27 protein-coding genes, 1 tRNA gene and 1 pseudogene are annotated in these 25,403 nt (G+C 37.3%); 12 read left to right on the forward strand and 17 right to left on the reverse strand.

The features are described 5' to 3' along the window. Positions 1-18: 18 nt before the first annotated feature. The 6 genes from GRFL_RS01785 to GRFL_RS01800 all read right to left on the reverse strand — a co-directional run bounded on the left by GRFL_RS01785 (position 19) and on the right by GRFL_RS01800 (position 5,449). Positions 19-1,020 carry a hypothetical protein gene (locus GRFL_RS01785; RefSeq protein ID WP_083642934.1) on the reverse strand — a complete coding sequence of 334 codons (1,002 nt, stop codon included), beginning with the start codon at positions 1,018-1,020 and terminating at the stop codon, positions 19-21. Between the two features lie 41 nt (positions 1,021-1,061). Beyond that, positions 1,062-2,282: a site-specific integrase gene (locus GRFL_RS01790; RefSeq protein ID WP_083642936.1), complete on the reverse strand. Its 1,221-nt coding sequence runs from the start codon at positions 2,280-2,282 to the stop codon at positions 1,062-1,064. Positions 2,283-2,479: 197 nt separating this feature from the next. Further along, the gene (locus GRFL_RS17965; RefSeq protein WP_157492988.1) at positions 2,480-2,626 is read right to left on the reverse strand and encodes a hypothetical protein; all 147 of its coding nucleotides are present in this window, start codon (positions 2,624-2,626) and stop codon (positions 2,480-2,482) included. 604 nt (positions 2,627-3,230) lie between these two features. Next, positions 3,231-3,476, reverse strand: coding sequence for a cupin domain-containing protein (locus GRFL_RS17970; protein WP_086047713.1), 246 nt, complete (start codon positions 3,474-3,476; stop codon positions 3,231-3,233). A 27-nt stretch (positions 3,477-3,503) separates the two neighbouring features. Then, complete coding sequence (locus GRFL_RS01795; protein WP_139839243.1) at positions 3,504-5,108, reverse strand: FTR1 family protein; 1,605 nt, start codon at positions 5,106-5,108, stop codon at positions 3,504-3,506. 44 nt (positions 5,109-5,152) lie between these two features. Beyond that, positions 5,153-5,449 (reverse strand): hypothetical protein, encoded by a 297-nt coding sequence (locus GRFL_RS01800; RefSeq protein WP_083642937.1) that lies wholly within the window; start codon positions 5,447-5,449, stop codon positions 5,153-5,155. A gap of 314 nt (positions 5,450-5,763) precedes the next feature. Here GRFL_RS01800 and GRFL_RS01805 point away from each other — a divergent pair, with 314 nt between their 5' ends. From GRFL_RS01805 to GRFL_RS01820, 4 genes are all read left to right on the forward strand, one after another. Further along, positions 5,764-6,360: a Crp/Fnr family transcriptional regulator gene (locus GRFL_RS01805; protein ID WP_083642939.1), complete on the forward strand. Its 597-nt coding sequence runs from the start codon at positions 5,764-5,766 to the stop codon at positions 6,358-6,360. Positions 6,361-6,631: 271 nt separating this feature from the next. Beyond that, positions 6,632-6,865, forward strand: coding sequence for a hypothetical protein (locus tag GRFL_RS01810; protein ID WP_227009059.1), 234 nt, complete (start codon positions 6,632-6,634; stop codon positions 6,863-6,865). Between the two features lie 12 nt (positions 6,866-6,877). After that, positions 6,878-7,603 carry an iron-sulfur cluster repair di-iron protein gene (gene ric, locus GRFL_RS01815; RefSeq protein WP_083642941.1) on the forward strand — a complete coding sequence of 242 codons (726 nt, stop codon included), beginning with the start codon at positions 6,878-6,880 and terminating at the stop codon, positions 7,601-7,603. 410 nt (positions 7,604-8,013) lie between these two features. Continuing rightward, entirely contained in the window at positions 8,014-10,254 is a 2,241-nt protein-coding gene (locus GRFL_RS01820; RefSeq protein ID WP_083642943.1) for a nitric-oxide reductase large subunit, read from the forward strand. 328 nt (positions 10,255-10,582) lie between these two features. On the opposite strand, the gene GRFL_RS01825 is transcribed toward GRFL_RS01820, so the two are convergent. The 9 genes and pseudogenes from GRFL_RS01825 to GRFL_RS01865 form a co-directional block, all read right to left on the reverse strand. Next, on the reverse strand, positions 10,583-10,996 hold the full coding sequence (locus GRFL_RS01825) for a DoxX family protein (protein WP_083642944.1): 414 nt from the start codon (positions 10,994-10,996) through the stop codon (positions 10,583-10,585). Between the two features lie 12 nt (positions 10,997-11,008). Then, entirely contained in the window at positions 11,009-11,839 is an 831-nt protein-coding gene (ygiD, locus tag GRFL_RS01830) for a 4,5-DOPA-extradiol-dioxygenase (protein WP_206601063.1), read from the reverse strand. Between the two features lie 84 nt (positions 11,840-11,923). After that, positions 11,924-12,412: pseudogene (locus GRFL_RS01835) on the reverse strand (YceI family protein); the annotation flags it as partial. A gap of 115 nt (positions 12,413-12,527) precedes the next feature. After that, a complete protein-coding gene (locus tag GRFL_RS01840) occupies positions 12,528-13,181 on the reverse strand; it encodes an NAD(P)-dependent oxidoreductase (RefSeq protein ID WP_083642947.1) in 654 nt (217 codons plus the stop codon). Between the two features lie 12 nt (positions 13,182-13,193). Continuing rightward, a complete protein-coding gene (locus GRFL_RS01845) occupies positions 13,194-13,886 on the reverse strand; it encodes a DsbA family oxidoreductase (protein ID WP_083642949.1) in 693 nt (230 codons plus the stop codon). A 6-nt stretch (positions 13,887-13,892) separates the two neighbouring features. After that, the gene (locus tag GRFL_RS01850; RefSeq protein ID WP_083642951.1) at positions 13,893-14,369 is read right to left on the reverse strand and encodes a hypothetical protein; all 477 of its coding nucleotides are present in this window, start codon (positions 14,367-14,369) and stop codon (positions 13,893-13,895) included. A 66-nt stretch (positions 14,370-14,435) separates the two neighbouring features. Continuing rightward, complete coding sequence (locus tag GRFL_RS01855; RefSeq protein ID WP_083642953.1) at positions 14,436-14,963, reverse strand: YceI family protein; 528 nt, start codon at positions 14,961-14,963, stop codon at positions 14,436-14,438. A 153-nt stretch (positions 14,964-15,116) separates the two neighbouring features. After that, the gene (locus GRFL_RS01860; protein WP_083642955.1) at positions 15,117-15,686 is read right to left on the reverse strand and encodes a Crp/Fnr family transcriptional regulator; all 570 of its coding nucleotides are present in this window, start codon (positions 15,684-15,686) and stop codon (positions 15,117-15,119) included. Positions 15,687-15,804: 118 nt separating this feature from the next. Continuing rightward, entirely contained in the window at positions 15,805-17,076 is a 1,272-nt protein-coding gene (locus GRFL_RS01865; protein ID WP_083642957.1) for a chloride channel protein, read from the reverse strand. 195 nt (positions 17,077-17,271) lie between these two features. Between GRFL_RS01865 and GRFL_RS01870 the strand changes: the two genes are divergently transcribed. The 6 genes from GRFL_RS01870 (at position 17,272) to GRFL_RS01895 (ending at position 21,031) form a co-directional block, all read left to right on the forward strand. Continuing rightward, the gene (locus tag GRFL_RS01870) at positions 17,272-17,631 is read left to right on the forward strand and encodes a DUF488 domain-containing protein (RefSeq protein WP_083642959.1); all 360 of its coding nucleotides are present in this window, start codon (positions 17,272-17,274) and stop codon (positions 17,629-17,631) included. Positions 17,632-17,681: 50 nt separating this feature from the next. After that, complete coding sequence (locus tag GRFL_RS01875) at positions 17,682-18,617, forward strand: ketopantoate reductase family protein (protein WP_083642961.1); 936 nt, start codon at positions 17,682-17,684, stop codon at positions 18,615-18,617. 476 nt (positions 18,618-19,093) lie between these two features. Further along, on the forward strand, positions 19,094-19,441 hold the full coding sequence (locus GRFL_RS01880; RefSeq protein ID WP_083642963.1) for a single-stranded DNA-binding protein: 348 nt from the start codon (positions 19,094-19,096) through the stop codon (positions 19,439-19,441). Positions 19,442-19,509: 68 nt separating this feature from the next. Further along, a complete protein-coding gene (locus GRFL_RS01885) occupies positions 19,510-19,959 on the forward strand; it encodes a JAB domain-containing protein (protein ID WP_083642965.1) in 450 nt (149 codons plus the stop codon). Positions 19,960-20,316: 357 nt separating this feature from the next. Further along, complete coding sequence (locus tag GRFL_RS01890) at positions 20,317-20,850, forward strand: BfmA/BtgA family mobilization protein (RefSeq protein WP_083642967.1); 534 nt, start codon at positions 20,317-20,319, stop codon at positions 20,848-20,850. Next, a complete protein-coding gene (locus GRFL_RS01895; RefSeq protein WP_083642968.1) occupies positions 20,834-21,031 on the forward strand; it encodes a DUF5712 family protein in 198 nt (65 codons plus the stop codon). The genes GRFL_RS01890 and GRFL_RS01895 overlap by 17 nt, the downstream gene beginning before the upstream one ends. 824 nt (positions 21,032-21,855) lie before the next feature. On the opposite strand, the gene GRFL_RS01905 is transcribed toward GRFL_RS01895, so the two are convergent. Both GRFL_RS01905 and GRFL_RS01910 read right to left on the reverse strand, forming a co-directional pair. Further along, positions 21,856-23,133, reverse strand: a complete 1,278-nt coding sequence (locus GRFL_RS01905; protein ID WP_083642972.1) for a site-specific integrase — start codon at positions 23,131-23,133, stop codon at positions 21,856-21,858. Positions 23,134-23,371: 238 nt separating this feature from the next. After that, a tRNA-Ser gene (locus tag GRFL_RS01910) sits at positions 23,372-23,456 on the reverse strand. A gap of 131 nt (positions 23,457-23,587) precedes the next feature. On the opposite strand from GRFL_RS01910, the gene GRFL_RS01915 reads away from it, so the two are divergent. Together GRFL_RS01915 and GRFL_RS01920 are read left to right on the forward strand one after the other, a co-directional pair. Next, positions 23,588-24,289 carry an SGNH/GDSL hydrolase family protein gene (locus GRFL_RS01915; RefSeq protein ID WP_083642973.1) on the forward strand — a complete coding sequence of 234 codons (702 nt, stop codon included), beginning with the start codon at positions 23,588-23,590 and terminating at the stop codon, positions 24,287-24,289. Positions 24,290-24,354: 65 nt separating this feature from the next. Next, a complete protein-coding gene (locus GRFL_RS01920) occupies positions 24,355-25,380 on the forward strand; it encodes a M28 family metallopeptidase (RefSeq protein ID WP_083642975.1) in 1,026 nt (341 codons plus the stop codon). Positions 25,381-25,403 lie beyond the last annotated feature (23 nt).

Below are 25,403 nucleotides of genomic sequence, written 5' to 3' on the forward strand. Positions count from 1 at the left end.
AATAGGCTTTTTATTATTCTATTTTCTTCTTTCTAAATAATCTTTTTTTTCAATTTCAAGTACATTTTTCCTTTCTTGAAGTATATCAATTAAATACTGGATAAAAGACAATTCTTCCTCTGAAATTTTACTTGCTGCCTCCCCTCTATACAAACCACTGAACTCCTTACTCAATTTTTTCAGAGGTCTTAGTTCCCTTTTAACATCGACATAATAGAAAAATCCAGAGCTAAGGAATTTATTCATTTCAGTCTCTGAAATTTTCCTTTTATTAAAGTCTCCATGTATTAAACCTAATTGATGAAAGGTATGAAAAAACATTGCCACCTCTTTTTTTAACATATTAAAATGAAGCTGTTGCGTATGTTTAGAAAAATCGATATCCTCTTCATTATTCGAGTAATTAATACCCATTTTTTCCAGAGTATCAAAATAAGATTGAATATAATCGATGACCTCTTTAATTAAATTGATTTGGTAAGATATAATTATCATCAAATGAGCTTTACCATAAATCTCATCAACATGTAAATTATTCTCTTCATAAAGAGCATCAATCTCCTCCCATGTTTCATCTGATAACTCAATATGATTCGTAGACTCCATTTTTAAAAATTCTGAAAGAACTTGAAAAATGTAATCAGCTCTTCCTTCATTATCCCAAAGAGCCGTCTCTTCCAAATCCCTTATATTGTGGACAGGTGGTTCCTCTGGGTATTTTAAATCTACACTAGAACAGGATTCTCTAATTTTATTGTAATTAATTGTATTTAAGAACAAAAGATTCCTTTTTAAATCTTCTTGTATTTTATTTAGGAAGATTACTTCTTTTTGGGAATCTCTGTTTATATTCTTATCAATTAACTTTTTAAAGCTTTTTCTAAATTGGGCAAAGTGAAATTGATTTACATCTGTTACCCAATAACCATTAATTTTGAAATTGTTTATTGCAGCATTATAGTGAATGTCAACTCCCAAAAACGCTTTAACCTGATTGTTAAAAATAATAAGCTTTTCCATTACTACATTTCCTTAAATTACCTAAAATAACCATTTAAAACTTATTTAAAGATTTTATTCAACTTCTGCATATCCTTTTTGACGTTACGGTCTAAAACTTTTGCATAATGTTTCGTAGTCCTTATAGATGTATGCCCCATCATGGCACTAACATTTTCTATACTTACACCATTTCCTAATGTAACAGTAGTCCCAAAGGTATGCCGAGCCACATACTGGGTTAGATTTTTCTTAATTCCACATAAGGCTGCAATTTCCTTTAAGTATTCATTTATCTTTTGGTTACTAATAGTTGGAATAAGTCGAGTTCCTTCTACACCCTCATACTTATCGATGATTCTCTTAACGGGAGGTAAAACTGGGACATTAGACTTGACGGTTGTTTTTTGTCGATTAGTTTTTAACCACAAAGTTCCTTCACTATCCTTGATTAAATTGTCTCTAGTAAGATTTTCTACATCAATAGGAGCATAAGATGTATAGCAACTAAATAAAAAAATATCCTTAACTCTATTCAACCGTTCCGTATTGAAACTTTTAGTTTCTATTGCTTCTAATTCTTCAGCAGTAAGAAATTCAGCATCTTTAACTACAAGTTTACCTTCATAAAATCGAAAAGGGTTCTCTTCTATAACCCCCCTTTTCTGGGCATAATTAAAAATTGTATTAAGATTTCGGAAATATTTTACAGTCGAATTATTTGAGATTCCAATTTTGCCTTTAAAACTTGATTCATAACGTAAAAAAGATTCAAAGTCGTAAACAAATTCATTATCAATCTTTTTTATTAAAAAGTCTTTTTTTCCAAAACGATTCATGATATAATTTTCAAACAACGATTTTGCTCTTTTGTATTTCTGAAGGCTGGCTTCAGTCCTCTCCCCTTTCAATACTTTTTTCTCGAAGTCACAATTGTGTAACTTAACTACATCCCTAAATAAAACTTCATTTACATTTTTAAGTTTACCTGTAACCTGATTTTTAATATCGGAAGCAGTAATAAAATCTAAATTATGAGATAAATTAAGGTATGCAGAATCAACATTTTCAATAATCCTTTCCAATGCTAATTTGATTGCCTTTTCTCTTTTGACCTTTAAGGGATTCCGCAAATGATTGGTTGCAATCCACCTTTTCTTTGTTATCCATTTACCGCTACTCAATGTAGTAGTCGTATTTCTATGCATGATTTTCAAATAAATAGGTAGTTCACCAACATTATTCCTTTTGTCAGTTTTTAAATAAATTATTGTTTTCACCATAGCTTGTATGTTTTAGAACTATTTCAAAACTACCAGAAATGCAGAGGTTTAGCCAGGAATTCCCAAAGATTCCCTACTAAGTAGTTACCCCTCTCGGTGAGAATTAATTAGGGGTAACTCATAGGGTAACTGAACTATGACGTCTAATGCGTATTTTGCAATAAACAAGAAATAAAAAACCCTTTAAACACTAATGTTTAAAGGGTTTTGATTTTTAATGTTTCTTTTGAAACATAATTAAGCGGAGAAAGAGGAACTATCCAAAATTTTATTTCTACCATATTTACTGGACCTTCCCCAGTTTTTAAAGAAAATAAAGCACCGAATTTATCACCGAATTTCATTATTTCAAGAACTGAAAAAGTTATTAACAATTTCACCCTTATTTAAATGTTAAAGTTTAAAGTAAAAGAAGATTATTCTTCCCATTTTTCCTAAATAACTTTTTATTATTAGAAAATTCATTTGTCTCAGTTTTACAACAGCATAACAAACTCATTAGCTGGTTTATTACTTATCAGAGTATATAAGAAAATATATAGTGATGGCAAGCCAGGAAGTTGTGAATGATTGCACCATCAAGTCTTTCAATAACTTTCCTTAGAGATAGAAATTCTCCAACATCCGAAAGTTAAAGATAAAAATTTAAACTGCTGAGCTATAAAAAAGGAATATCACGAAAAATGACAATCATCATATTTTTTATTAATTACAACATTGACCTTTATAGGTAAATTTGTTATCATGGACCTAACACATCTTCACTTACTAATCACTCATTTACCTATCTATGGTTCTATTTTAGGCGTTATTGTTTTAGCCAGTATTTTTATGATCTTTTAATTTCTTAAAATAGAAACCTGGAAAAAATGAAGTGCTTTCTTATCTCAAATAGTCAAAATCGTCAGGTCTAAGTGGAGATATTTATTATTAAATTTTTGAATAACATTAGCTTGAAGAGTTTGCAACATTTTCCACCCGTTCTACCTTATCTAGTTTAGAAAGAGATAAGCGAATAATACTATTCTCTTCCGCTAGTAGATCATGTGGCACATTCCCTTCAAGAGAAAGTATGTCTCCCTTATTTATATGGTTGATTTCTCCATTCACTCCAAAGGAAATTTTGCCTTCAAAAAGTTCTACAACGATAGGGTACGGTGTTTTATGCTCTTTCATTACTTGACCTTTTTTCATAAGTAAATCTTAACTCCCCTGCTTATACTACGGATTCCTTTTAAAAATAAGCTTCTTGATAAAAAACAAAGTATGGCCCCACCAATAACTTATAAGAATAATTGAAATTACTCCCAACTGGGCGCTTATTGTTTCCCAGGTAGGATAATATCCCAGAAGGTCTAATCTCCAGGAGAGGTTAACACCAGTGATAGGAACAAAACCACTTTCCTGAAGGGCATGTACACCTTTTCCTATCAGAACAATAGCTAAACCACCAATAACCACAGTGGAGATTTTGAGTAACTTGATGACCGGAAACTTTTTCGTATACCTTAAGAGAATCCAGGAAAGGAACAATACAATCACAAAAGCTCCTGCCACACCCAACCCAATGGCGGATTGGTTGGAAGCTTCAACCTCGAGATTCAGTGCTGAAAGAAAAAGAACGGACTCAAACGCCTCTCTAAAAACCACAATAAAAGCAAAAGCGAAAATCCCCAAAAGATTACTACCAGTAAGGAGGCTATGAACCCTGGTTTTTACGAAAGAATTCCACTTCCCGATTTCCGATTTTTGATGCAGCCAAAATCCCAAATAAAGGAGAACACTTGCTGCAAAGATTGAAATGCTTCCTTCCACAATTTCTCTTTGGCTACCACCAATATTTATAAGGTCATCTACCAGGAACCAGCTGAATACCCCAACTATTACTGCCAGCATCCATCCCAGGTGTACCCATTTTGCCGCCCAGGATGCCTTCACGGATTTTATTACAGCTAATACAGTAATTAAAATTAGAAAAGCTTCAAGTCCTTCGCGGAGTATGACAGAAGCGGCCAAAAGAAAGGTTGTCCAGAATGAAAATTTATTATCGGCAAGGATTGATTTGGCTTGTTCAATTCCAGAAAGGGCAACTTTTGCCTTGGTACGTACCTTCGTCTTGCTTTGCTCATGATCTATTGCGCTTCGAAAAGCCTGCATGTCTACTTCCAACTTTCGCATGAACGAAGGATAGCTGGCTTTAAGTTGTAATTCCACTGGTTCAACACCTTCCAGATAAGCTCGCAAAGCTTTTTCCCGGGCTGCATTTTGATCCCCCTTTTCGTAAAACAATTCGGCTTCATTTACAAACCGCGCTGCAACGGATAAACTACTTGAGGATTTCCCAGTACGCGAATAATTTCGCAGTGCGGCTACTGATGTCATGGTGTCAACAGAAATATCCTGAAAAAGAGCTTCCAAATCCTGATCTGATAAAAATGCCAGGTCTTTTAAAGTTAAATCTTTTCTGGAAATTAATTTTTTAGCCAGCTCCTTATCCTTTCCTTGTTCATAAGGCAGTGCTTTTATATAAAAAGCAAGATCCCAGACTTCCTTATCTGATAGTTCGTCAAATGATTTCATGCTGGTTTGGGGGACCCCTAGCCGAATGGTATTAAAGATTTGGAAAGGTGAGCTCTCCAGCATTTTTGATGCCCAAAAATTGGTTGGCTTAGGGTTCAATTCGGTTGAGAGACTGCCATCGCCTTCTCCGTTTTTTCCATGACAGGACATGCAGTAATTTCTATACAAGGATTTACCTTTTGATATATCAGGCCATACGGGAGGTGAAATTGGAATTGGTGTAGTTTGAAGCACTAGTTTTTTCAAAGAATCTGCTATAATCTTAATTTGGTTGGAAGCTTTATTACTAGCTACCCTGTAAGACAATTCGGAAATTCCACGGAATAAATTAATACTATCTTTTTGGTCTTAAATGGGAGGTTATGCCCCAATCCTTTTAAAGTGGTTATAAAATCCAGCAGTTCACTGTATTCATTTTCATTTTTTATTTCACCATTATTAATCGCAGAATCATAGTCCTGAGCTATATAATCCAGTAGATGAACCAAAGTTCGGGCTGGTATGTTCTCCTTTTCTTGGGCAGTAATATTTTCTGATAAAAAAAGAGTGATTAAAACAGGCAAAAATAGACTCCGAAGTAGCTTCATTTCCAGAATTCGTTATTTAGAACAAATCTAAACAATAAGTTGGTCCAAAAGAAGAAAAGCCCTAATTTTCTTAATACTCTTCTCTGCTGAGTAATCAAAAAGCTAACGGATCCTTTACGTAGGAGTTGAAATTCTGTTCCTTAAAATAGCATTCCGTTATAAAACAAATTATAATGAATGCCTTTTCTATATGGAAAAGACCAGGAAAAGTCAATATAAAAGAAATAACCAGCCAGGTTCAAATTCCTATACTAGCTCAATACGGTTACATTCCTTATTTTTACCTTTTGAACGCCCCGGGCTAATTGGAAGTTATGATACCTGTAGATATATTGTTGGAAAATGGAGCTAAAAAAAGATTATTTGAGAAAAATGAATATATTTTCAGGGAAGGCAAAAAAGCTCATTTTTACTATCAAATATTTTCTGGCGAAGTAAAAATGAATAATTTTCTAGAAAACGGAAAAGAATTCATTCAGAGCTTTTTCAGCGCTCCCCGAAGCTTTGGGGAACCGCCGCTTTTTGCCAACATTCGCTATCCTGCCAACGCCATTGCAACAATGGATTCGGAAATTTTTTTACTTGAAAAGAAAGCATTCTTACAATTACTTACCTCCCACCCTTTGATCCATCTTAAAATTACAGAAGCTCTGGCCACTCGACTCCATTATAAGGCAATTATGGCGCCCGAAATTTCTTCTCAGGAGCCTGAACACAGGATTCTGAGAGTCCTGGATTACTTAAAAAAGGAGATCTACAAATTGGAGAAACCTTTTTCCTTTAAAGTTGATCTTACAAGACAACAAATCGCAGATTTAACGGGACTTCGAGTGGAAACTGTGATTAGAGCCACAAAAGCGCTGGAAAAGAAAAAAGAATTAAAAATTAAAAATCGTAAAGTTTACCGATAAGCTTCAGGTAAATCAGAAACTAAACTTCGTAGTTCAATTTTTCCGGTTATAAAATTTACCGAATTACTGTAAAAGTAAAAAGGTAGTTCCTTGATCCATCGAAGATATATACTCGCTTTTTCACATTCCTTTGTATAAAATTAGCCTCCAGTTCCTTCTTATGATTAAGGTCATAAAATTTACCTGAAGTCATGTCTATTTTTGCTTCAGTAATATTTATATGATGAAATACTATCAAAAATTTTTATCCGACTTCCAGGAATCCTTTTATATGCACGCAACGCTCGGAATTATTTTATCGAGCTGCCTTGGAGCTGCAGCAGCCATGTTGGTATTAATGAACGGTCATGCTTTATTGCAAATGGTTCAGTTGTTTGTAATTACCTGTATCTGTATGGGTTTTAATACTACTGTTCTTGCAAACCTGAAGCCAAAAGTAGTGTTCAATACTCTCATGACAAGCCTGGTATTAAATACTGCATTTATCCTTTACTACATCTTCTAAAAAAATAAAACCATGGAAAATCTACTTGAAACACCCGTAGGTCAAATCGTTGCTGAAGATTATCGTACAGCACAAATTTTTAAAAACCATAAAATTGATTTTTGTTGTCAGGGCAACAGAAGTATTCGAGAAGCAGCTGAAAAAAATAAATTAGATGCGCACGTCCTATTAAATGAAATCAAAACTTTACAAAATATAAAAACAGAAGAAAGGATTGATTTTCAAAAATGGCCAATGGAGCAACTCATTGATTATATCGAAAAAAAACATCATCGGTATGTCGAAGAGCAGATTCCTATTCTGAAAGCATATCTTGAGAAACTCTGCAAGGTTCATGGCGACAGTCATCCTGAACTATTTCAAATTACCGATAATTTCAATCAATCAGGTGCAGAACTTGGTGCTCATATGAAAAAAGAAGAGTTGATTCTTTTTCCCATTATTAAAAAAATGGAACAGGCCAAAAAGTCGGCCACAAAATTTGAAAAAGTCCCAATGGGCACTGTTCAAAACCCCATTCAAAAAATGATGGATGAACACGAAACAGAAGGAGAGCGGTTCCGGCAAATAGAAGCCTTAAGTGATGGCTATACCCCACCGGCGGATGCGTGTAATACCTATAGGGTCACCTACTCCTTACTCCACGAGTTTGAAGAGGATCTCCATCAACATATTCACCTTGAAAATAATATACTCTTTCCTAAAGCTGCAGAACTAGAAAAAGAATTAGCAAACTAAAGAAAATCACTGAAGAAGATATTTCCTTTTTTTCCTAATAACTAAGCCAAGCTCTACCCAGGTGCCGGAGGCAGGATTTTTCGACAAAAATTAGAATTACAAGCGAAGATTCTGCTTCCGGAGCCTACTTGTGTTTGTTGTGAAAAATTTGAATGTTGCTGCTCCAATTTGCAGCTTCTGTTGAGTTTCACCTTCTTCTAGTAAAATCCCAAAATCATTCCAAAACAAAATTGGAACTGGTATTTCTTTTTATCTAATCCTAATAAAAATTTGTGTGTTTTTTATTAAAATTTTAGTTTTAAAGTATAAATAAAGCAAAAAACCAAGTAATTCTTTATTTTTTTTTAAAACAGGCCAGCTCCAATTCAATAATGCTTCAATCATAGCTTCATAATAAAATACTTACTACTATGTCTAAGGAAAAAAAACTATGGATCGCTTTCATTTTAATTATTACAGCTTCTTTCGCCGTATTGGGCTACTACGGTTTCGAAATTTATCAGAAGGCTCCTCCAATGCCTACCAAAATAGTTACTACTGATGGGCAAACTGTTTTTGACGGGCAGGATATTAAAGACGGTCAAAATGTTTGGCAAAGCCTGGGAGGCCAGGAAGTAGGATCCATTTGGGGTCATGGTGCCTATACAGCCCCAGATTGGACTGCTGACTGGCTTCATCGGGAAGCTCTTTTTATTCTTAATCATTGGTCGGAAAAAGAATTTGATGTTTCTTATGAAAAACTGGGTAGTGAAGAGCAGGCGAAACTGGAGCGCAGGCTACAGATAGAACTGCGCAATAACACTTATGATCCGGGGAATAAAACGATCAGCATTTCGCCCATTCGGGCAGAGGCTATAAAATATTTGAATTCCTACTATAAAGGATTGTTTATGAACGATCCTAAACTAGATGAGCTCAGGAATAATTATGCCATTCCCGAAAATTCCATAAAAGACGAAACCAGAATGCGACAAATGACTGGTTTTTTCTTTTGGACTTCCTGGGCAGCAGTGACGGAAAGGCCAGGCGCAGAGGTGACCTATACGCACAATTGGCCAGCAGACGATCTTGTAGGAAATAAAGCTACTGGAGATCTACTTCTTTGGACAGGTTTCAGCGTTATTCTGCTACTTTTCGGGATCGGGATAATGATTTTCTACCATGCCCGGATGAAAGAAGAAGAAGGACCCGACAAACCAGTACAGGATCCGTTGATGCGACAAACTATTACTCCTTCTATGAAGGCAGTTAAAAAATATATCTGGGTAGTTAGCCTTCTTATACTAATACAAGTAACCTTTGGAGTTATTACCGCCCATTATGGTGTGGAAGGGGATGCTTTTTATGGCCTGAATCTGGCGGATATCCTCCCTTATTCAATTTCCCGGACCTGGCATGTACAGTTGGGTATACTGTGGATTGCTACGGCTTGGCTTGCCACCGGACTTTATATTGCACCCGCTGTATCAGGTAAAGACCCTAAATTTCAAAAACTAGGAGTTAATTTCCTATTTATTTGCCTCTTAATAATTGTTCTGGGATCTATGGCAGGTCAATGGATGGGAGTAATGCAAAAGCTTGATCTCACACAAAACTTCTGGTTTGGTCATCAAGGATATGAATACGTGGATTTAGGCCGCTTCTGGCAAATATTTCTGCTGGTGGGATTATTTGTATGGTTAGCCTTAATGGTAAGGCCGCTGATCCCTGTTCTAAAACGTAAAACATCCGAAAGGAATTTGCTTTTAATGTTTTTAGTCTCTTCCGCTGCCATTGCATTATTTTATGCTGCCGGATTGATGTGGGGTCGCCAAACCAATCTTGCTATTGCTGAATATTGGAGATGGTGGGTTGTGCATCTTTGGGTAGAAGGATTTTTTGAAGTATTTGCTACAGTAGTATCCGCATTTTTGTTTGTAAGGTTAGGGTTACTACGTACTAAAACAGCTACACTCAATATACTTTTAGCTACAATAATATTTTTATCAGGCGGAATCATTGGTACCTTTCACCATTTATACTTTAGCGGTACACCTAAAGCGGTAATGGCCTTAGGGGCTACTTTCAGCGCTCTTGAAGTGGTACCTTTAGTACTCATTGGGTACGAAGTATATGAAAATTACCGGTTGAGCAAATCTACACAGTGGCTCAAAGACTATAAGTGGCCAATTTACTGTTTAATCGCTGTAGCATTCTGGAATTTTTTGGGTGCTGGAATTTTTGGATTTATTATAAACCCTCCGATTGCACTGTATTATATGCAGGGACTCAATACAACTGCCGTGCATGCTCATACAGCTCTCTTTGGTGTATACGGAATGTTGGGCATTGGATTGATGCTTTTTGTACTGCGAAGTATTTATAGGGTAAAAATATGGAACGATAAATTAATGAGTTTTAGCTTCTGGTCTATAAACATTGGTTTACTTCTTATGGTAGTACTAAGCTTACTTCCACTTGGATTATTGCAAACAGTTGCCAGTGTAAATAAAGGAATGTGGTATGCCAGGTCATCGGAATTCCTACATCAGCCCGGAATGGATACACTTAGATGGCTCAGAGTCATAGGCGATACTATTTTCGCTATCGGATTGGTAGCCTTCGTATGGTTTGTCTTTTCTTTAAATAAGAGCGAAGAAATAAACGAGTAATCCTTTTCATTCCATGAAGCTATAAAAAGATATTTTGTAATGATTTGAAATTCTATTGAATATATTCTTTTTGTGCAATGAGCCAGATGATTCATAAAAATATAATGTTTCATCTGGCTTTTTTATAATGATCACATATCACGTTATTTGTTAACACATTTATCCTCCTCTTCTTCCATATTTTCACCATCCATGACATAAATTCGACAGTAGGATTATCTGATTTCTATTTTAGTACCTACTGCACTATTCTCATATACATTTGGGTGCATAGTAAAATAAAGTTACTGAGGACCTGAATGTTTAAACCTGGAGCTACTCCAGTTAGTTATATGGATTTTAGAACAAGATCAAAAGAGTATTTTCCGCTTCCCAAAATCAGCAAAGGCAAATACAGTGATAGATAAAGAAGTCCTAATTCCTTATTTATAAAGGGATCATTGCCATGAATCATAAGGACCGCAACTAACATGGTGATCATTGGTGCAATAACCGCCAACCGTGTAACCACACCAAAGAAAATAAATATGGAACAAACCACTTCTGCAAATATTGTGAGAAACAGGGAGAATCCTGGGCTAAGGCCCATCACTCCTGGAAATTGTATTTCTCCACCTGACAATAGCATTTGTAATTTTGGAATTCCGTGCGTAAGCATTAGCGCCGCTACCGCTGCTCTAAGAACCAATAGCACAGCATCAACCTGTGAGGGTGAATAGTCCGTTTTAAAGATTTTATTCATAACTAAATATTTTTAACCAATTTTTACTGAAGTCATTGTTAAAGATCCTGCCACCGCCTTGTCGTTAAAAAAGGTAACCTCATCATTTTCTTTTTTGAGTCCAAGACTATACAAAAGTGGGATATAATGTTCGGGAGTGGGAATGGCAAGTTTAGCTTCATGACCTAGATTTTCATAGTTGATTAACTTATAAAAGTCACCGGACAGAATATGCTTCTTAAATCTTTGGTTCATCTCCAGCGCCCAGTCGTAGCCGTAACCGGGTTCCTCTATTTTATTCCAGGCAACCATACGGAGATTATGCACCATATTGCCACTGCCGATAATCAATACCCCACGTTTTCTCAACTCAGCCAATTCTTTGGAAAGCTCAAAATGATATCTCGCACTTTTGGTAAGATCAATACTGAGTTGCAATACCGGAATATCGGCTTCAGGATACATATGCCTTACCACCGTCCAGGGGCCATGGTCTAAACCCCAATCATGATCTTCTTCTATATGTGTAGATCTTACCAATTCCTTGGTTTGTCTGGCCAGGCCTGGACTCCCCGGAGCAGGATATTGCACTTCGAAAAGCTCTTTTGGAAAACCTCCAAAATCATGTATTGTCTTAGGAAAATCCATACTGGTAATACGGGTACCATGAGATAGCCAGTGGGCCGAAATTACGAGCACTGCCCTGGGAGTGTGGATCTCTTTTGCCATTTTTGTCCACCGGCTACTAAATTCATTATCCTGTATCCCATTCATCGGGGAACCATGGCCAATGAAAAGCACTGGCATCTGAGAATCCTGTTTTGGAAGGGAAGATGTGAAATTATTAAAGACAGAAAGTGACATAATTTTAATTTATAAAGGGAGGAAGCAGGTAGGGAGATCCAAAACCTCATAAGCTTTCGGACTCTGCTTCCTCATTAAAAAATCTTATTGTTTTTTGAATTCGGTATCAATATCAAGCAAAACATTGTCGCTCAGGACAGCTTCCGGAAAATTGGGACCTAAATTATAATCCGACCTTTTTACATTTCCGGAAATGGCAAAGCCTGCACTCACCTGTCCGTTCTGAGGGTTTTTCACTTGCCCGCGGTACCATACATCCAAGGTCAAAGGTTTTGTTATTCCATGAAAAGTTAGATTTCCAGTAACTTTGTATTTGTCTTCTCCAACTTTTTTTGAAGACGTACTTTTAAAAGTCATTTCCGGATATTTTTCAGCATCGAAGAAATCGGGACTCCTTAAATGATTATCTCGCATTTCTACTCCTGTATTAATGGAAGGTACCTCTATGGCCATTTCATATTGTGCGTCGCTGAAATCATCTTCCGCCGCCCCGATGGTACCGTCAAATTTGTCGAATTTACCTTCAACTTCAGAAATACCCATGTGGATAATACCGAAAGATACCTGAGTATGAGCGGGATCGGCTTTCTAGGTGGTTTGTGCAAGAGTCGTCGCGCTTAAAAAAGCAATTGTAATTAATGATAGTAGATGTTTCATTTTATTAAGTTTTATTTTTTATACGTTATTTTTAATAGGCCGCAGTAAACCGCTGGTTAATATGTGCTGCTTTCTCGGCTTCATCCACGAGAACCACCGCGGTATCCTGCACGGAAAGATCACTTTTCCCCTCCGTGTCGAAAACAGGTTTGTCAAAGCCTTTTCTGTATTTATTTCTGCGCTCTTGAGGTTTTCCCGGCGCCATTTCAATCGCCGGACTAAAGAAGGTCCAGTTTAATTGGTCTTCCCCTTTTAGTAACTCAAGGTATTCACAAGCAGCCTTAGCTCCTGGCTTGATGGCTTCCGGGAAATTAGGATCATCTATCACTCGTGTCCTTTCATTAAGATAAAGACTGCCAGCCCCGCCTACCACAATAAGACGCTTTACCCCCGACTCTTTCACCGCCTGCTGAATGGCCTTTGCGCCTTCAAGGTAGTTCCGGTAAATATTTGGATTATTCCAGCCAGGATTGAAGGCACTTATCACTACATCATTACCTTTCAGGACTTCGACTAACTTCTCCGTTTGCTTAACGTCAATTGCCGAGGTTCTTAAAAGCGCACTATTAGCAGAAATTTTTTTTATGTTTCTTGCTACTGCTGTGACTTGATGCCCCCTGTTCAAAGCTTCTTTCAAGACTTCTGATCCTACAAATCCCGTAGCGCCTATAATTGCAATTTTCATTTGATAATTTTTTTAATTACAGTTTCTATCCCTTGAACAGGAATCACCTTCAAAAATTTTTAATTCAGGTTTTCTTTCTTCCCAAACCTTTTCTAACGTTTCTAAAAAAGCTTCAACAGGCTGAGCTCCGGAAATAGCATATTTATCATCGAAAACAAAGAAAGGAACGCCTCGCACCCCAATATTTTGTGCTTCCATTTCATCCTGCTTCACTTCGTAAGCGAAAGCATCAGATTTCAATTTTTCTCGGACTTCTTCGCCCTTCATCCCAATAGATTCACTGATCAACGCGAGAACTTCGATATCATCAATATTCCTTGCTTCTTCAAAATGAGCTCTAAATAGTGCTTCTTCGATTTCATTGCCCAACCCTTTTGTCTTTGCCAGTTGAATGAGTTGGTGCGCCCTAAATGAATTTGCGAGAATTCCCTTTTCTATATTCAGATTTATTCCTACTTCCTCAGCCATACTAATGGCTCCATGGAACATTTGCCTTGCCTGGGCTTTGGTTACCCCTTTTATCTTAACAAAATAATCCAAAGTGCTGGTATTAGGATCTGTGTGTAAGGAAGGATCAAGCTGAAAACTTTTCCAGACGATCTCCACCTGATCTCGTTGGGGAAATTTTTCGAGTGCTGCCTCCAATTTTTTCTTTCCTATATAGCAGAAAGGACATCTAATATCTGACCAAATTTTTATTTCCATATCTATTTAATTTACTGTGTAACCCGATACTTCAAAAAGTTGACGAATTTCTTGTTTCGCTACAACTTCTTTACTGCTAAGGGATACTTCCTTTAAATTCTCTTGGATGCTAATTTCTACTACCCTTGAATTAGGAAGCTGTTGTTGTAGGTCAACCTTTCTTCCGTGACTATCAACGGGTGATATTACCCATACCGGCTTTTGAGTAGCCACCTCTTTTACCTTTTTAATCATATCTTTTGAAGGCGGTGCCTGCATAGAGATTAAAATTTTATCGGCTTCCCAGCATCCATCCTTTTCACAGCCTATAAAATCTATTTCAGCCTTTAACTTTAAAAAATTTAAGCTTTTTTGAAGGTGCTCCTTTGTCTCAGCATTTCCAACAACAAAAAGCAACCGATGGTTAGAACTGCCTAGAACCTCAAAAAATTCCGGGGCTAGCCCCTCGCTATCACTTAAAATCGCTATTGTTTTTGTTGCCATTTGTATCGATAATTTAAAGCAGGTATCAGGAAGGTGAGATTTTCACCTTCCGCTACTGCCTTTGTTTTAAGCCTGTTTTATAAATTGAACATCGACGTTTAGTCTAACCTGGTCACTTACCACTACGCTACCAGCCTCGGTAACAGCATTCCATTTTAATCCGAAATCTTTTCGATTGATTTTCCCGCTTACTGTCAATCCGGCTTTCGTTTGGCCGTAGGGGTCTTCCACTACTCCCCCAAATTCAACCTCAAGCGTGACAGGCTTTGTGGTATTTCTAATAGTCAGCTCTCCATGAAGTTCTTCTGAATTCACATCAAAACTTTCGGCCTTAAAGACCAATTGTGGATGCTCCTCTGCGGCAAAAAAATCGTCAGATTTCAAATGCTCATCACGGTCCTTATTATTGGTATCGATCGATTTTACATCCGCTTTGAATTCGATATTTTTTAATTTTTTAAAATCATCCCCCTCACTCTCAACTTCACCTTCAAAAGCTTTAAACTTTCCGGTTACCGTAGAAATCATGAGGTGTTTTACTTTAAAAGTAGCTTCACTGTGAGTTGGATCAATTTTCCATTTTGTAGTTGCCATAATTTTTGTTTTTAGATTAATAATTTATTTATGATACAAATGTATGACCAGACACCGCTTGAGACCAATGACCTATGATAAGAAATAAGTGTGATCTATATCACACTTTTTCCTTAATGACTTGTTAATAGAGGTAAGGTATCTTTCCGATTTTTAATGCAGTTGACTGCGCAATCGGCTTAATGTTTCTCGGGTGACCCCTATATAGGACGCAATCATGTGTTGGGGAACCCTTTGAGAGATATCGGGAAAATCATGAAGTAACTTAAGATAACGTTCTTCTGCCGTGGTACTCATGGTGTCCATGAGCCTTCGTTGTGTGGCAATTAAATTATTCTGAATAAGAATGCGAAAATACCGTTCAAAAGCAGGTATCTCCTTAAGCAGTAAGTCCCAGGAATCTTTGGTTATAAGCAGTAGTTCGCTATCCTCCATAGCTTCAATATTGTAGTCTGATGTTTCCCCGGTAAAAAAACTGTAAAGATCTGCTGCCCACCATCCCTGCATAGAAAACTGCAAAATGTGCTCATTTCCTTTATCGTCTATGGTGAAACTTCTGAGCAGCCCCTTCTCTACAAAAGAAGTATAAACACAGCTATCTCCATCCTCTAAAAGAAAACGCTTCTTTCTAAGTTTCTTAGGAATGAATAAGGTTTTTGCATATTCAAATTCTTCACTAGAAAGGCTAATTGTTTCATTTAACTTTTTTAGAACTTCAAACATTTTACTTTTTGTAACTAATAACCTTAATTAACTTCTGAAAGGTCCCATAAATGTAGAAAATCATCAATGATTAGATTTTATTTATTCTAATTAATTTCCCGTATAGTATAAAACTATCTTACCTGAAAGAAATTGGAGGCTTCTTTCTTCGGTAGGTATATACATTATATTCACATAGATAAACAGCCACTTGTTTAGCTACGAACACTCCTAACAACACAGGTAGAAAAAGAATGAATCCCTGGGCAACGATATTACAAGTTAAAAATAAAGCGGTTAGAGGAGCATGAATGGCGGCGCTTAGCATTGCGGCAGCTCCTATCAGGGCAAAATTTAGCACTATAAGGTGCGTACCGAAAAAATAATTACAAAAAAGTGCAAGCATAATCCCTAGAAAAGCGCCGGTGACAATGCTGGGTGCGAAAACTCCTCCATCACCACCTCCACCCAGGGTAATGGAGGCTGCCAAAGGTTTCAATAAAACCAGTAAAAATAAACACCCAATACTTCCCATGGAAAAATTATTGCTGAACGCAGTAATTAGTGGAACCAGGGCATGGTAACTATCACCATAAAGGGCCGGTAAAAAGAAAATGACCACTCCAAGCAATAGCGCACTGCTAAGTACCCTGAGAAGCTTATTCATGCCGGAAAATCTTTCTTTAATAAAGATGACGCTTTTGGTGAAATACACCGCGACCATCCCTGCCAGCAGGCTGAGGACGATCATAAAAGGAATCGCTTTCACTTTATAATGAGTGACGCTGAGATCAAAAAGAGGCTGACTATCAAAAAAGAAGACGAATATCCATGCCAGGAAAGCTGATATCGCACAACTTAAGATCATAGTCTTTGTTAGTTTTCTGGAGATCACCTCCACCGCAAAAAGAAATCCGGCTATGGGACTGCCAAACAGGACGGTTATGCCTGCCGCTACCCCGGCTGAAACCAGTTCAGTTTTGTAAATATTGGCAACCGATTCTTTTCTGTATATCGAAGCTCCTAAGGCTGCCGTTGCCACCACCGTTGACACCTCTATACCCGTTGAACCTCCAAAGACTACCGTAAAAAAACCATTGATATAATGGGAAGGTACTTTGTAGAAGGGCAATTCATCCTTGCGGTATTTCAGGGTTTGAAAGATCTCTTTGATCCCTTTGTTCTTTCTTCCGCGGAAGAGATACTTCCTAAATAAATAAATTAGGCTGATCCCTATGACCGGCGCAATAATGTAAAGAAAAGGAACATGTCGCAATTCTTCTATTAAAAATTCCTCAGAAAAAGCAGTGATTTTCTTGAGACTGTATCCCAGAAGGGTCGCTAAAATTCCCACCAGGATAGAACCCATCACAAGACTGTAATATCCCTTTTTAATAGTTTTCTTTTTCATAGCTCGCGCGCGCTCAACTTGAAGACCAAAATTAAAGGTAAAACTTCAGCTAAAGAAACAGGTTCTAAAAAACATTGACCTACTTAAAGAAAAATCTGTAAAATAGGACTGACCCAACTTCTGAATTTTGTATTTTATCATGGATGAATAAATAGTTAGAGCAGAAATTTAACCACCCGATTAAAACCCAGATTAATGACTAAAAATTTAAAATTGAAGACTAAACGGATTTATGAAGACCCGGCTAATAATGATGGATATAGACTCTTGGTAGACAGGATCTGGCCACGAGGGATTTCCAAAGAAAAAGCCCAGTTGGATGAATGGAATAAAGATCTGGCTCCATCCGATGATCTTCGAAAATGGTTTGGCCACCAGGAATGGAAATTTCAGGAATTCAAAGAACGTTACCGAAAGGAGTTGGAAAATTGCGAGGAGGAGCTTGAACGCCTTAGAGAAATGTCTAAGAAAAAAAGGATTTGCATCTTATATGGCGCTAAGGACAAAGAACATAACCAGGCGGTAGTTCTCAAAGAAGTCCTGGAATCTAAATAAATTTCGGTTCTGAATTTTATCTTTGAAAAAGGAATTACTTATTAAAGAGCATGAATATTTTAGTTTACGGAATCGGGGGCGTGGGAGGTTATTTTGGTGCAAAACTGGCGACTACTGAACACCATATCACTTTCATTGCAAGAGGAGCGCACATGGAAGCTATTATCAGGAATGGAATAAGCGTGAATAGCATTCTGGGTGATTTTCATTCCCATCCCAACCTGGTCACTGATGATCTTAACGAAATACAGGCTCCAGATTTGGTTATTTTTGGGGTAAAAAGCTGGCAATTGGCCGATGCCGCAAAAAATTTAAAACCGTATGTAAAACCTGATACTATTTTTCTTCCATTACAAAATGGAGTGAGAAATTCCGAGATACTAATAGAGTATTTTTCTTCGCAGCAAATCTTAGGTGGACTTTGTAACCTTATTAGTTATATCGAGGCGCCAGGGGTAATCCAGCATACAGACTTTGTTCCAACGATAACTTTTGGTGAACTCACCAAAAAGAAAACAAAACGGCTAAAAGCCCTAAGCAAATTATTTGACCAGGCGGATATAAAAAATATAATCGCAGAGGATATCCAGCGTGAAATATGGAAAAAATTTCTATTTATATGTACCATTAGCGGTTTGGGCGGACTTACACGTGTACCTATTGGGAAAATGAGAGATAGCCGCTATCTTTCCGAGATAATGAAAAATACTGCGAATGAAATTTTATTTCTTGCCCAGGCTAAAGGAATAAATTTGAGTACAGATGATGTCGCTAAAGTTTTCAAGATCATTGCTGATCAGGATCCTGAAAGCACTGCCTCTACTCAACGCGACCTAATGAATGGTCGTCCTTCAGAATTAGAAACCTTTAACGGCTATGTTGTCCATGAGGCACAAAAAGAAAATATTTCAGTACCTGTGAATACATTTATATATGAATGCCTATCGCCTATGGAACGAATGGCACGAGAAAAAACACCTTCTTAAGGTTAACCTTAAAATATACCTTATTCAGAATTTAGGAATAAATTCTTCCATACTTATATAGTTTGCAATAATTTTTGATAACTCAGAATAAAATTTTTTCTGAATTCAATGCATAAGATTCTTATCCTTATGCTTCCTTTTACCATCCCCTTTCCTTTTTTAGAACGCAAAATACCAACATTCAGAAGTTAGCCGGGCAGCATAAACCACTCGGCTACGCGCTCCCTTTTTATATGCCCTTGAACTAATTCTGAATGTTGAATCCTATCTGCATCAAAAAAGGATAACAGTGATGGCACTACGGGAAGTAAATTCTAACATCAACATTATGAAATCATTTCAGCTACATATCAATTCCTTCTCTTCAATTCCAAAAAATCAAAAAAGGAAAAACGCTCCAGATACAAAAAGTAAATTTTTAAACCTACCCGTGGGTTACAGCGGGAAAACCTTTTATTAATATTAATTCTTTTATTATGAGAACTATCAGAAACAAAGTACAGCTTATCGGAAACGTGGGAAACCCTCCTGAAATCCGAAACCTTGAAAGTGGTAAGAAAGTAGCCTCCTTTTCACTGGCCACTAATTACAACTACCGCACCTCAAGCGGAGAAAAAGTGCAGGAAACTCAATGGCACAACCTGGTAGCCTGGGGAAAAGCCGCTGAGATTATCGAAACTCATGTAGGCAAAGGCAAAGAAATTGCCGTAGAAGGAAAATTATCTTCAAGATCCTATGAAGATCAGGAAGGAGTTAAACGCTATGTAACCGAAATAATGGTTTCGGAAATCCTCCTTTTAGGTAATAAACCCTCTGAGAATTAAACACAAAAGAGGGCCGGTCTTTCCTCAACACTGCGCCCTCTTTCTATTAACCCTTAATAGAGTAAACTATGAAAACCAAAGTTAATGAAATATCGCTCAAATACCTCGGGAATTTTAAAATCGCAGAGGCTCCGAAAATTAGTTCCTCCTACGACGCGAAAGAGGTATTTTATAAAAGCTGGGACAAAGATAGGATCGGCCTACAGGAATCTTTTAAAGTAATGCTCCTTAACAATGCCAACCGAATTAAAGGCATCTTCGAAGTATCTACCGGTGGCATTACCGGGACTTTAGTAGATCTTCGCATCGTTTTTGCAGTGGCACTAAAGTCTATGAGTACAGGCATTATCATTGCCCATAACCATCCCTCCGGCACGCTCTATCCCAGCCAGGCCGATAAGCAGCTTACTAAAAAGATCAAAAACGCTTCGGAGTTTCTCGATGTGAAGCTTCTGGATCACCTGATCCTTACGCCTGACGGTGATTGTTTCTCCTTTGCCGATGAAGCTATTTTATAAGCTTAATCCAACTTAATTTACCAAGGGATGTTCTGCATCCCTTTTCTTTTTTACAAAAATCCACTCTAAACCTTGAGGAAATCGTAATTCTTAATATGACAGAATCTTAAAATCTCATAGTAATAGTCAATGGTAAATTATTGTAACTAATTTCCTGCTGCTTTGACTTTTGCCCCGGCAAAAAAAGGAAAAGCAAGAGGATAACCCGCTACGCGAGGTTATGGCCAATTTTTCATTGGAAACGATTTCAAAGGTGCGGTTTTGATAGCAACAAAAATGATGCTAACGGAAAGGGAAATGATTTTTTAGTAATAAGGCTCCGAACCTCCCGTAAAATGGCGAATTTTTTAGTAAAAAATGGATACAACATTTGAAAAAGAAGGTTTTACAACCTTAAAAATTAAAGTCTCGGTAGCTCAAAAATTCAGGCAATACAGCCTGGAGATGGGAAAATCTCAATCCCTAACGTTACTCCTGATGCTGGAATTCTTTTTTTATAACAACATCTCACCTACAGAATCCCTGGGACCGCGGATGCAAACACTGGAAACCTCCATCAAAAAAAGAATTAATGCCATGATTGCCATCATCCGCGATATCGAGCAAAATCAAACCATTCCTACCAAAGGAATGTTAGAAGCTTTATTTTCCGAACTCCCTGGGCAAAGCCAAAAGAAAGCCATCAACTCCTTTCAGGAAGCTTTTAAAAACTTAAACAGCGGTTCTGCAACACCTCCGTCGCCCCCTGAAATTGATCATAAGGACATTCGAAATATCCTCAGAAATATTGAACTCGTCCAACCCACTTTTGGCAAACCCTACCTGAAAATCAAACTATCCCCCAAAGAAGTCAATAATCTTAAATCTAAATACCATGTATATCACAATTAGTCCCCAAAAACTCGGCGATTCCTACTCGACCAGTGTAGCTGATTTTGTCGAATACCTGGAAAAGGAAAATAAAGAGCTTCACTCCGACCACCAGGAACTTTTCTTTTCCCAGGATCTGGAACTTATATCTCCCAAAGAAGTGGTTCGCGAAATCGATGCAAATACCGCCAAAGTACCCTGAGATATTTTGAAGTCTCGCCAGATAATTATCTACCCGCAGAAAAGTTTGAGCAAAAATTCTTTGAAATGGATGCCAGGTCTAAAAGGAATAGAATATAGATATGGATTTTGTTTAAGTCCCGGCTACTTATCATGTTTAATCGTGGGAGTGAAGAATAAACCAACCTTTTAATATTATTTCAACAAATGTTAAATATTCCTTTTGTGGATTGTTAGAAGTTTTTAACCGTATATTTCATATTTAAAATGTATGTATTTCCCTACAAACCATGTATCCCGAATCTTCAACTAATTCATTTTTTTTCAGAAATGGTATTAATCTGGAGGAATTAGTCCAAAAATATGACCTTCATGGGGTTCAAAAGTTAATTAGATACAACATGATCTATATCGATCCCAGGTCCCGAGTCTTTTTGACAGATAAAGGAAAGATTGCAAGAAAATTCGGTTTCGAGAAATTAATTGAATTGGAAAACCTTGAAAAGAAAATTCTAAAAAGAAATATGGTTCTGTGGACTTTGAAAAACGGTATTTTATATTTTTCCTTGATCACTTTAATCATCCTCCTGATTTTAATCACCATCCAAATAATTTAAAAACAATATTCTCCAATAAGATTCTCACTTTTTAGATTCTTTGTTTATAATCTTAAGGGAAAAAGCATTCTGTTTTAGTATTAAAACAATAATAAAACAAGAAGAACGAATAGAACGGATCCTATTAGGTGGAAAATAGAAAGCATCTGTTTTAGAAATTGTGATTTAAAGTAATAAACAGAAATTGAATATTAGTTTACCCAAATAGAAACCCCGTTTTTTTCGGATGCTAATTACTTTTCTTAGCTTCTCCAAGTTCATCTGTTTTTTTCGCAGATGTACTTGGATAAAATTCTACATTCTTAGTCATTCTTAACCTTAATGCCAACATATCCTGACTAACTTTCTGATCTAGTATTTTGGCATAATGCTGCGTAGTTTTCAAATTTTTGTGGCCTAACATTTTACTCACTGATTCTATTGGTACTCCATTAGAAAGAGTAATGGTAGTTGCAAAAGTATGCCTGGCCAAATGGAAGGTTAGATTCTTTTTAATTTTGCAAATATCCCCTATCTCTTTTAAATAGGCATTCATCTTTTGGTTAGTAAGGATGGGCAAAAGTTTTGCTGAAGCATCCGGTCGATAAGAATATTTTTTTATTATTTCAAGGGCGGTGGGCAGTAGCGGAATATTAGTTCGAGAATCGGTTTTTGTCCTATTGACTTTTATCCATTTATTTCCATCAATTCCAATCACCAAATTATTTTCTGAAAGTTTTTTCACATCAGCATACGCAAGTCCTGTAAAACAGGAAAAAAGAAAGATATCTTTTACTAAATCCAGCCTATCTGTTTGAAATTTCTTTTGAATTAGTTTTTGAATCTCATCCTCTGATAAAAATTCCCGATCTACAATTTTCAGTTTGGCTTTCCAATGTAAAAATGGATCTCTATTTATCCAGTTATTTGCTATAGCTATCCTGATTATCTTTTTAAAGTTGGTGATGTATTTTACAGCAGTATTGTGACTACATTTTCTTTTAGTTTTTAAAAAATACTCAAATCCGGTAATAAAGGAATGATCTACATTTTTTACAGGAATGTCTTTCAATCTGTATTCTTTTAAAATATACTCTTCAACATGTTTTTTAGCAGTTCGATATCTTTCAAAGGTTCCATAGGCAAAATCTTTTCCGATTAAATTCTCAACCTGGTCATTATGCTCCTGAAAAATTTCTAATAGCATCTTTCTATCTTTATTTTTTCCGGTGTATATATCTCGAATGGTTTCAACAGTGAAATCAGCCTTTTCTTTGACCAGGTCTTCATAAATCCTATCAATTCTATTACGAATGCTGTTCAAATATCTGTTGAACTCACCAGCATCCCCGTTTTTCCCTCTCATTGACCCAGTTTTGGGATTCCAAGATTTTAAGGGAATTTTTCGTTTAATGCTCAATTCACAACGCCTGCCATTCACCGTTATTCTAAGGTAAATTGGCACGAGACCTTGTTTATTACCATTGCTATTTTTCGGGAAAAAAATTACGGAATAAGTATTATACATTTCAGAACCTATTTTACATGCTATATTCTAAAAAAGCATGCAAGTTACACCTCTGTAAGATACCGATAATAAAGGCTTTACATGAAATTCGGTGCTGCTTTTTTTCAACATAAAAGCAGCACCGAATTTAGCACCTATTTGATGCATTTATATGCCTTTTTTTGATATGAAATAAAATTAAAAAAGCCCGAAAACGCAGTGTTTTCGGGCTTTTTAGTAAATTCTGACTTTTAATCAGCGGAGAAAGAGGGATTCGAACCCCCGGAGGTGTGACCCTCAACAGTTTTCAAGACTGCCGCATTCGACCACTCTGCCATTTCTCCGTTAGCGGATGCAAATATAAGAAGCTTTTTCAATTCCCCACAAGGTTTTTTTAAAGTTTTTGAGTCGATTTTTTGGCAGTTTTCCATTCGGCTGAAATTCAGCAAATTTCAACTATCTTTCAGAAAAAAATATGAGACCATCATTCTGCCTGTTTTTTCTGCTATTCTCAACCGCTATCTTTGCCCAGAAAGAACGTGAAAAATATCCAGAGATCATGAACCAGGACTGGCCAAACCTTCAGAAATACCAGGAAGCCAACGCAGCTATCAGCGAGCCTCCGGTAGCTGTTTTTATGGGAAATTCCATTACTGAAGGCTGGGTGAACATGCATCCGCAGTTCTTTTCAGAAAATAAGTACGTGGGGCGTGGCATTAGCGGGCAAACTACTCCGCAAATGCTCATCCGGTTTCAGCAGGACGTGATCGATCTCCAACCCGAAGTTGTCGTGATCCTGGCCGGAACCAATGACATTGCGGGAAATACTGGCTATTCTTCAGAAAAAATGATCACTGATAATATTCGTTCCATGGTCGTTTTGGCTCAGGCAAATGATATCAAAGTGGTGCTGTCGTCGATCCTGCCTGTCTACGATTATCGCTGGCGACCCGGTTTGGAACCGGTAGTCAAGATCAAATCGATCAATTCCTGGTTAAAAGATTACGCTTCGGAAAACGGACTGGTTTACCTGGATTATTTCAGCAAAATGAAGGATGATCGCGACGGGCTGCCAATCGAATATTCCGAAGATGGCGTGCATCCTACCTCAGCCGGATATGACGTCATGCAGCCAATGGCTCAAAAAGCGATACAGGAAGCCCTGGAAAATCAGTAAAACCGGCTGGCCATTTATCGTTTTAGTAGTATCTTTCCGAACCTTATTAAAAAATTAAAACAACAATGAAAAATTTACTGGCAATTGCTTTGATGGCAATTCTTGTATCCTGCGGTGCGCGACAAAAGAATGTTGACAATGCCGACCCGATGGCCTATGCGAACACCATCACGGCTTCAGATTTGAAAGATCACCTGTTCACCTTTGCTAGCGACGAGTTCCAGGGACGCGAAACCGGCGAGCCGGGACAAAAAATGGCTGCAGAATATTTGAAAAAGGAATATCAGAGCCTTGATCTTCCATCGCCCATGGGCAACGATGATTATTTCCAGGAAGTAGACCCTTCTTATTTCAAAAGAGGCAATATCGAGTCTACTGAAAATGTGATGGCCTTCCTGAAAGGCTCGGAAAAACCTGATGAAATCGTAGTTATTTCTTCGCATTATGACCATGTGGGAATGGACGAAGACGGAAACATTTTCAATGGTGCCGATGATGACGGTTCCGGAACTGTGGGAGTCCTGGAGATCGCGCAGGCGTTTCACAAAGCGGCTAAAGATGGGTATACTCCAAGACGTTCCATCCTGTTCCTGAATGTGACCGGAGAAGAAAAAGGCCTTATTGGTTCAAAATATTATACAGATAATCCTGTTTTCCCACTGGAAAATACGGTAGCCGACCTGAATATTGATATGATTGGTCGTGTAGATCCAGACCATGAAGGTAAAGCTGATTACATTTACCTTATTGGAAGTGACAAATTGAGCACCGATCTTCACAAGCTTAGTGAAAACGTGAACAAAAAATACATGAATCTGGATCTGGATTACACTTATAATGATGAAAATGATCCAAACCGTTTTTATTACCGAAGCGATCATTACAATTTTGCCAAGCACAATGTGCCGATCATTTTTTATTTCAATGGGGTGCATGCCGATTATCATAAGGCGACCGATACGCCAGACAAGATCAACTACGACATGCTGGCCAAAAGGGCCCAACTGGTTTTCCTTACTGCCTGGGAAGTGGCTAACCGCCCTGAAAGACTGGTGGTAGATAAACCTGTAGAAGATAAATCAGCGAAATAAAACAAGCTGTTTTGATATAAATT

Origin of the sequence: Christiangramia flava JLT2011 (assembly GCF_001951155.1) — a bacterium.
Taxonomy (GTDB): domain Bacteria; phylum Bacteroidota; class Bacteroidia; order Flavobacteriales; family Flavobacteriaceae; genus Christiangramia; species Christiangramia flava.

Excerpts from the sequence above, each read along its gene's own strand:
- GRFL_RS01785 (WP_083642934.1), bottom strand. The coding sequence starts at position 1,020 with ATGGAAAAGCTTATTATTTTTAACAATCAGGTTAAAGCGTTTTTGGGA.
- GRFL_RS01790 (WP_083642936.1), bottom strand. The coding sequence starts at position 2,282 with ATGGTGAAAACAATAATTTATTTAAAAACTGACAAAAGGAATAATGTT.
- GRFL_RS17965 (WP_157492988.1), bottom strand. The coding sequence starts at position 2,626 with ATGAAATTCGGTGATAAATTCGGTGCTTTATTTTCTTTAAAAACTGGG.
- GRFL_RS17970 (WP_086047713.1), bottom strand. The coding sequence starts at position 3,476 with ATGAAAAAAGGTCAAGTAATGAAAGAGCATAAAACACCGTACCCTATC.
- GRFL_RS01800 (WP_083642937.1), bottom strand. The coding sequence starts at position 5,449 with ATGAAGCTACTTCGGAGTCTATTTTTGCCTGTTTTAATCACTCTTTTT.
- GRFL_RS01805 (WP_083642939.1), top strand. The coding sequence starts at position 5,764 with ATGATACCTGTAGATATATTGTTGGAAAATGGAGCTAAAAAAAGATTA.
- GRFL_RS01810 (WP_227009059.1), top strand. The coding sequence starts at position 6,632 with ATGCACGCAACGCTCGGAATTATTTTATCGAGCTGCCTTGGAGCTGCA.
- ric (WP_083642941.1), top strand. The coding sequence starts at position 6,878 with ATGGAAAATCTACTTGAAACACCCGTAGGTCAAATCGTTGCTGAAGAT.
- GRFL_RS01820 (WP_083642943.1), top strand. The coding sequence starts at position 8,014 with ATGTCTAAGGAAAAAAAACTATGGATCGCTTTCATTTTAATTATTACA.
- GRFL_RS01825 (WP_083642944.1), bottom strand. The coding sequence starts at position 10,996 with ATGAATAAAATCTTTAAAACGGACTATTCACCCTCACAGGTTGATGCT.
- ygiD (WP_206601063.1), bottom strand. The coding sequence starts at position 11,839 with ATGTCACTTTCTGTCTTTAATAATTTCACATCTTCCCTTCCAAAACAG.
- GRFL_RS01840 (WP_083642947.1), bottom strand. The coding sequence starts at position 13,181 with ATGAAAATTGCAATTATAGGCGCTACGGGATTTGTAGGATCAGAAGTC.
- GRFL_RS01845 (WP_083642949.1), bottom strand. The coding sequence starts at position 13,886 with ATGGAAATAAAAATTTGGTCAGATATTAGATGTCCTTTCTGCTATATA.
- GRFL_RS01850 (WP_083642951.1), bottom strand. The coding sequence starts at position 14,369 with ATGGCAACAAAAACAATAGCGATTTTAAGTGATAGCGAGGGGCTAGCC.
- GRFL_RS01855 (WP_083642953.1), bottom strand. The coding sequence starts at position 14,963 with ATGGCAACTACAAAATGGAAAATTGATCCAACTCACAGTGAAGCTACT.
- GRFL_RS01860 (WP_083642955.1), bottom strand. The coding sequence starts at position 15,686 with ATGTTTGAAGTTCTAAAAAAGTTAAATGAAACAATTAGCCTTTCTAGT.
- GRFL_RS01865 (WP_083642957.1), bottom strand. The coding sequence starts at position 17,076 with ATGAAAAAGAAAACTATTAAAAAGGGATATTACAGTCTTGTGATGGGT.
- GRFL_RS01870 (WP_083642959.1), top strand. The coding sequence starts at position 17,272 with ATGACTAAAAATTTAAAATTGAAGACTAAACGGATTTATGAAGACCCG.
- GRFL_RS01875 (WP_083642961.1), top strand. The coding sequence starts at position 17,682 with ATGAATATTTTAGTTTACGGAATCGGGGGCGTGGGAGGTTATTTTGGT.
- GRFL_RS01880 (WP_083642963.1), top strand. The coding sequence starts at position 19,094 with ATGAGAACTATCAGAAACAAAGTACAGCTTATCGGAAACGTGGGAAAC.
- GRFL_RS01885 (WP_083642965.1), top strand. The coding sequence starts at position 19,510 with ATGAAAACCAAAGTTAATGAAATATCGCTCAAATACCTCGGGAATTTT.
- GRFL_RS01890 (WP_083642967.1), top strand. The coding sequence starts at position 20,317 with ATGGATACAACATTTGAAAAAGAAGGTTTTACAACCTTAAAAATTAAA.
- GRFL_RS01895 (WP_083642968.1), top strand. The coding sequence starts at position 20,834 with ATGTATATCACAATTAGTCCCCAAAAACTCGGCGATTCCTACTCGACC.
- GRFL_RS01905 (WP_083642972.1), bottom strand. The coding sequence starts at position 23,133 with ATGTATAATACTTATTCCGTAATTTTTTTCCCGAAAAATAGCAATGGT.
- GRFL_RS01915 (WP_083642973.1), top strand. The coding sequence starts at position 23,588 with ATGAGACCATCATTCTGCCTGTTTTTTCTGCTATTCTCAACCGCTATC.
- GRFL_RS01920 (WP_083642975.1), top strand. The coding sequence starts at position 24,355 with ATGAAAAATTTACTGGCAATTGCTTTGATGGCAATTCTTGTATCCTGC.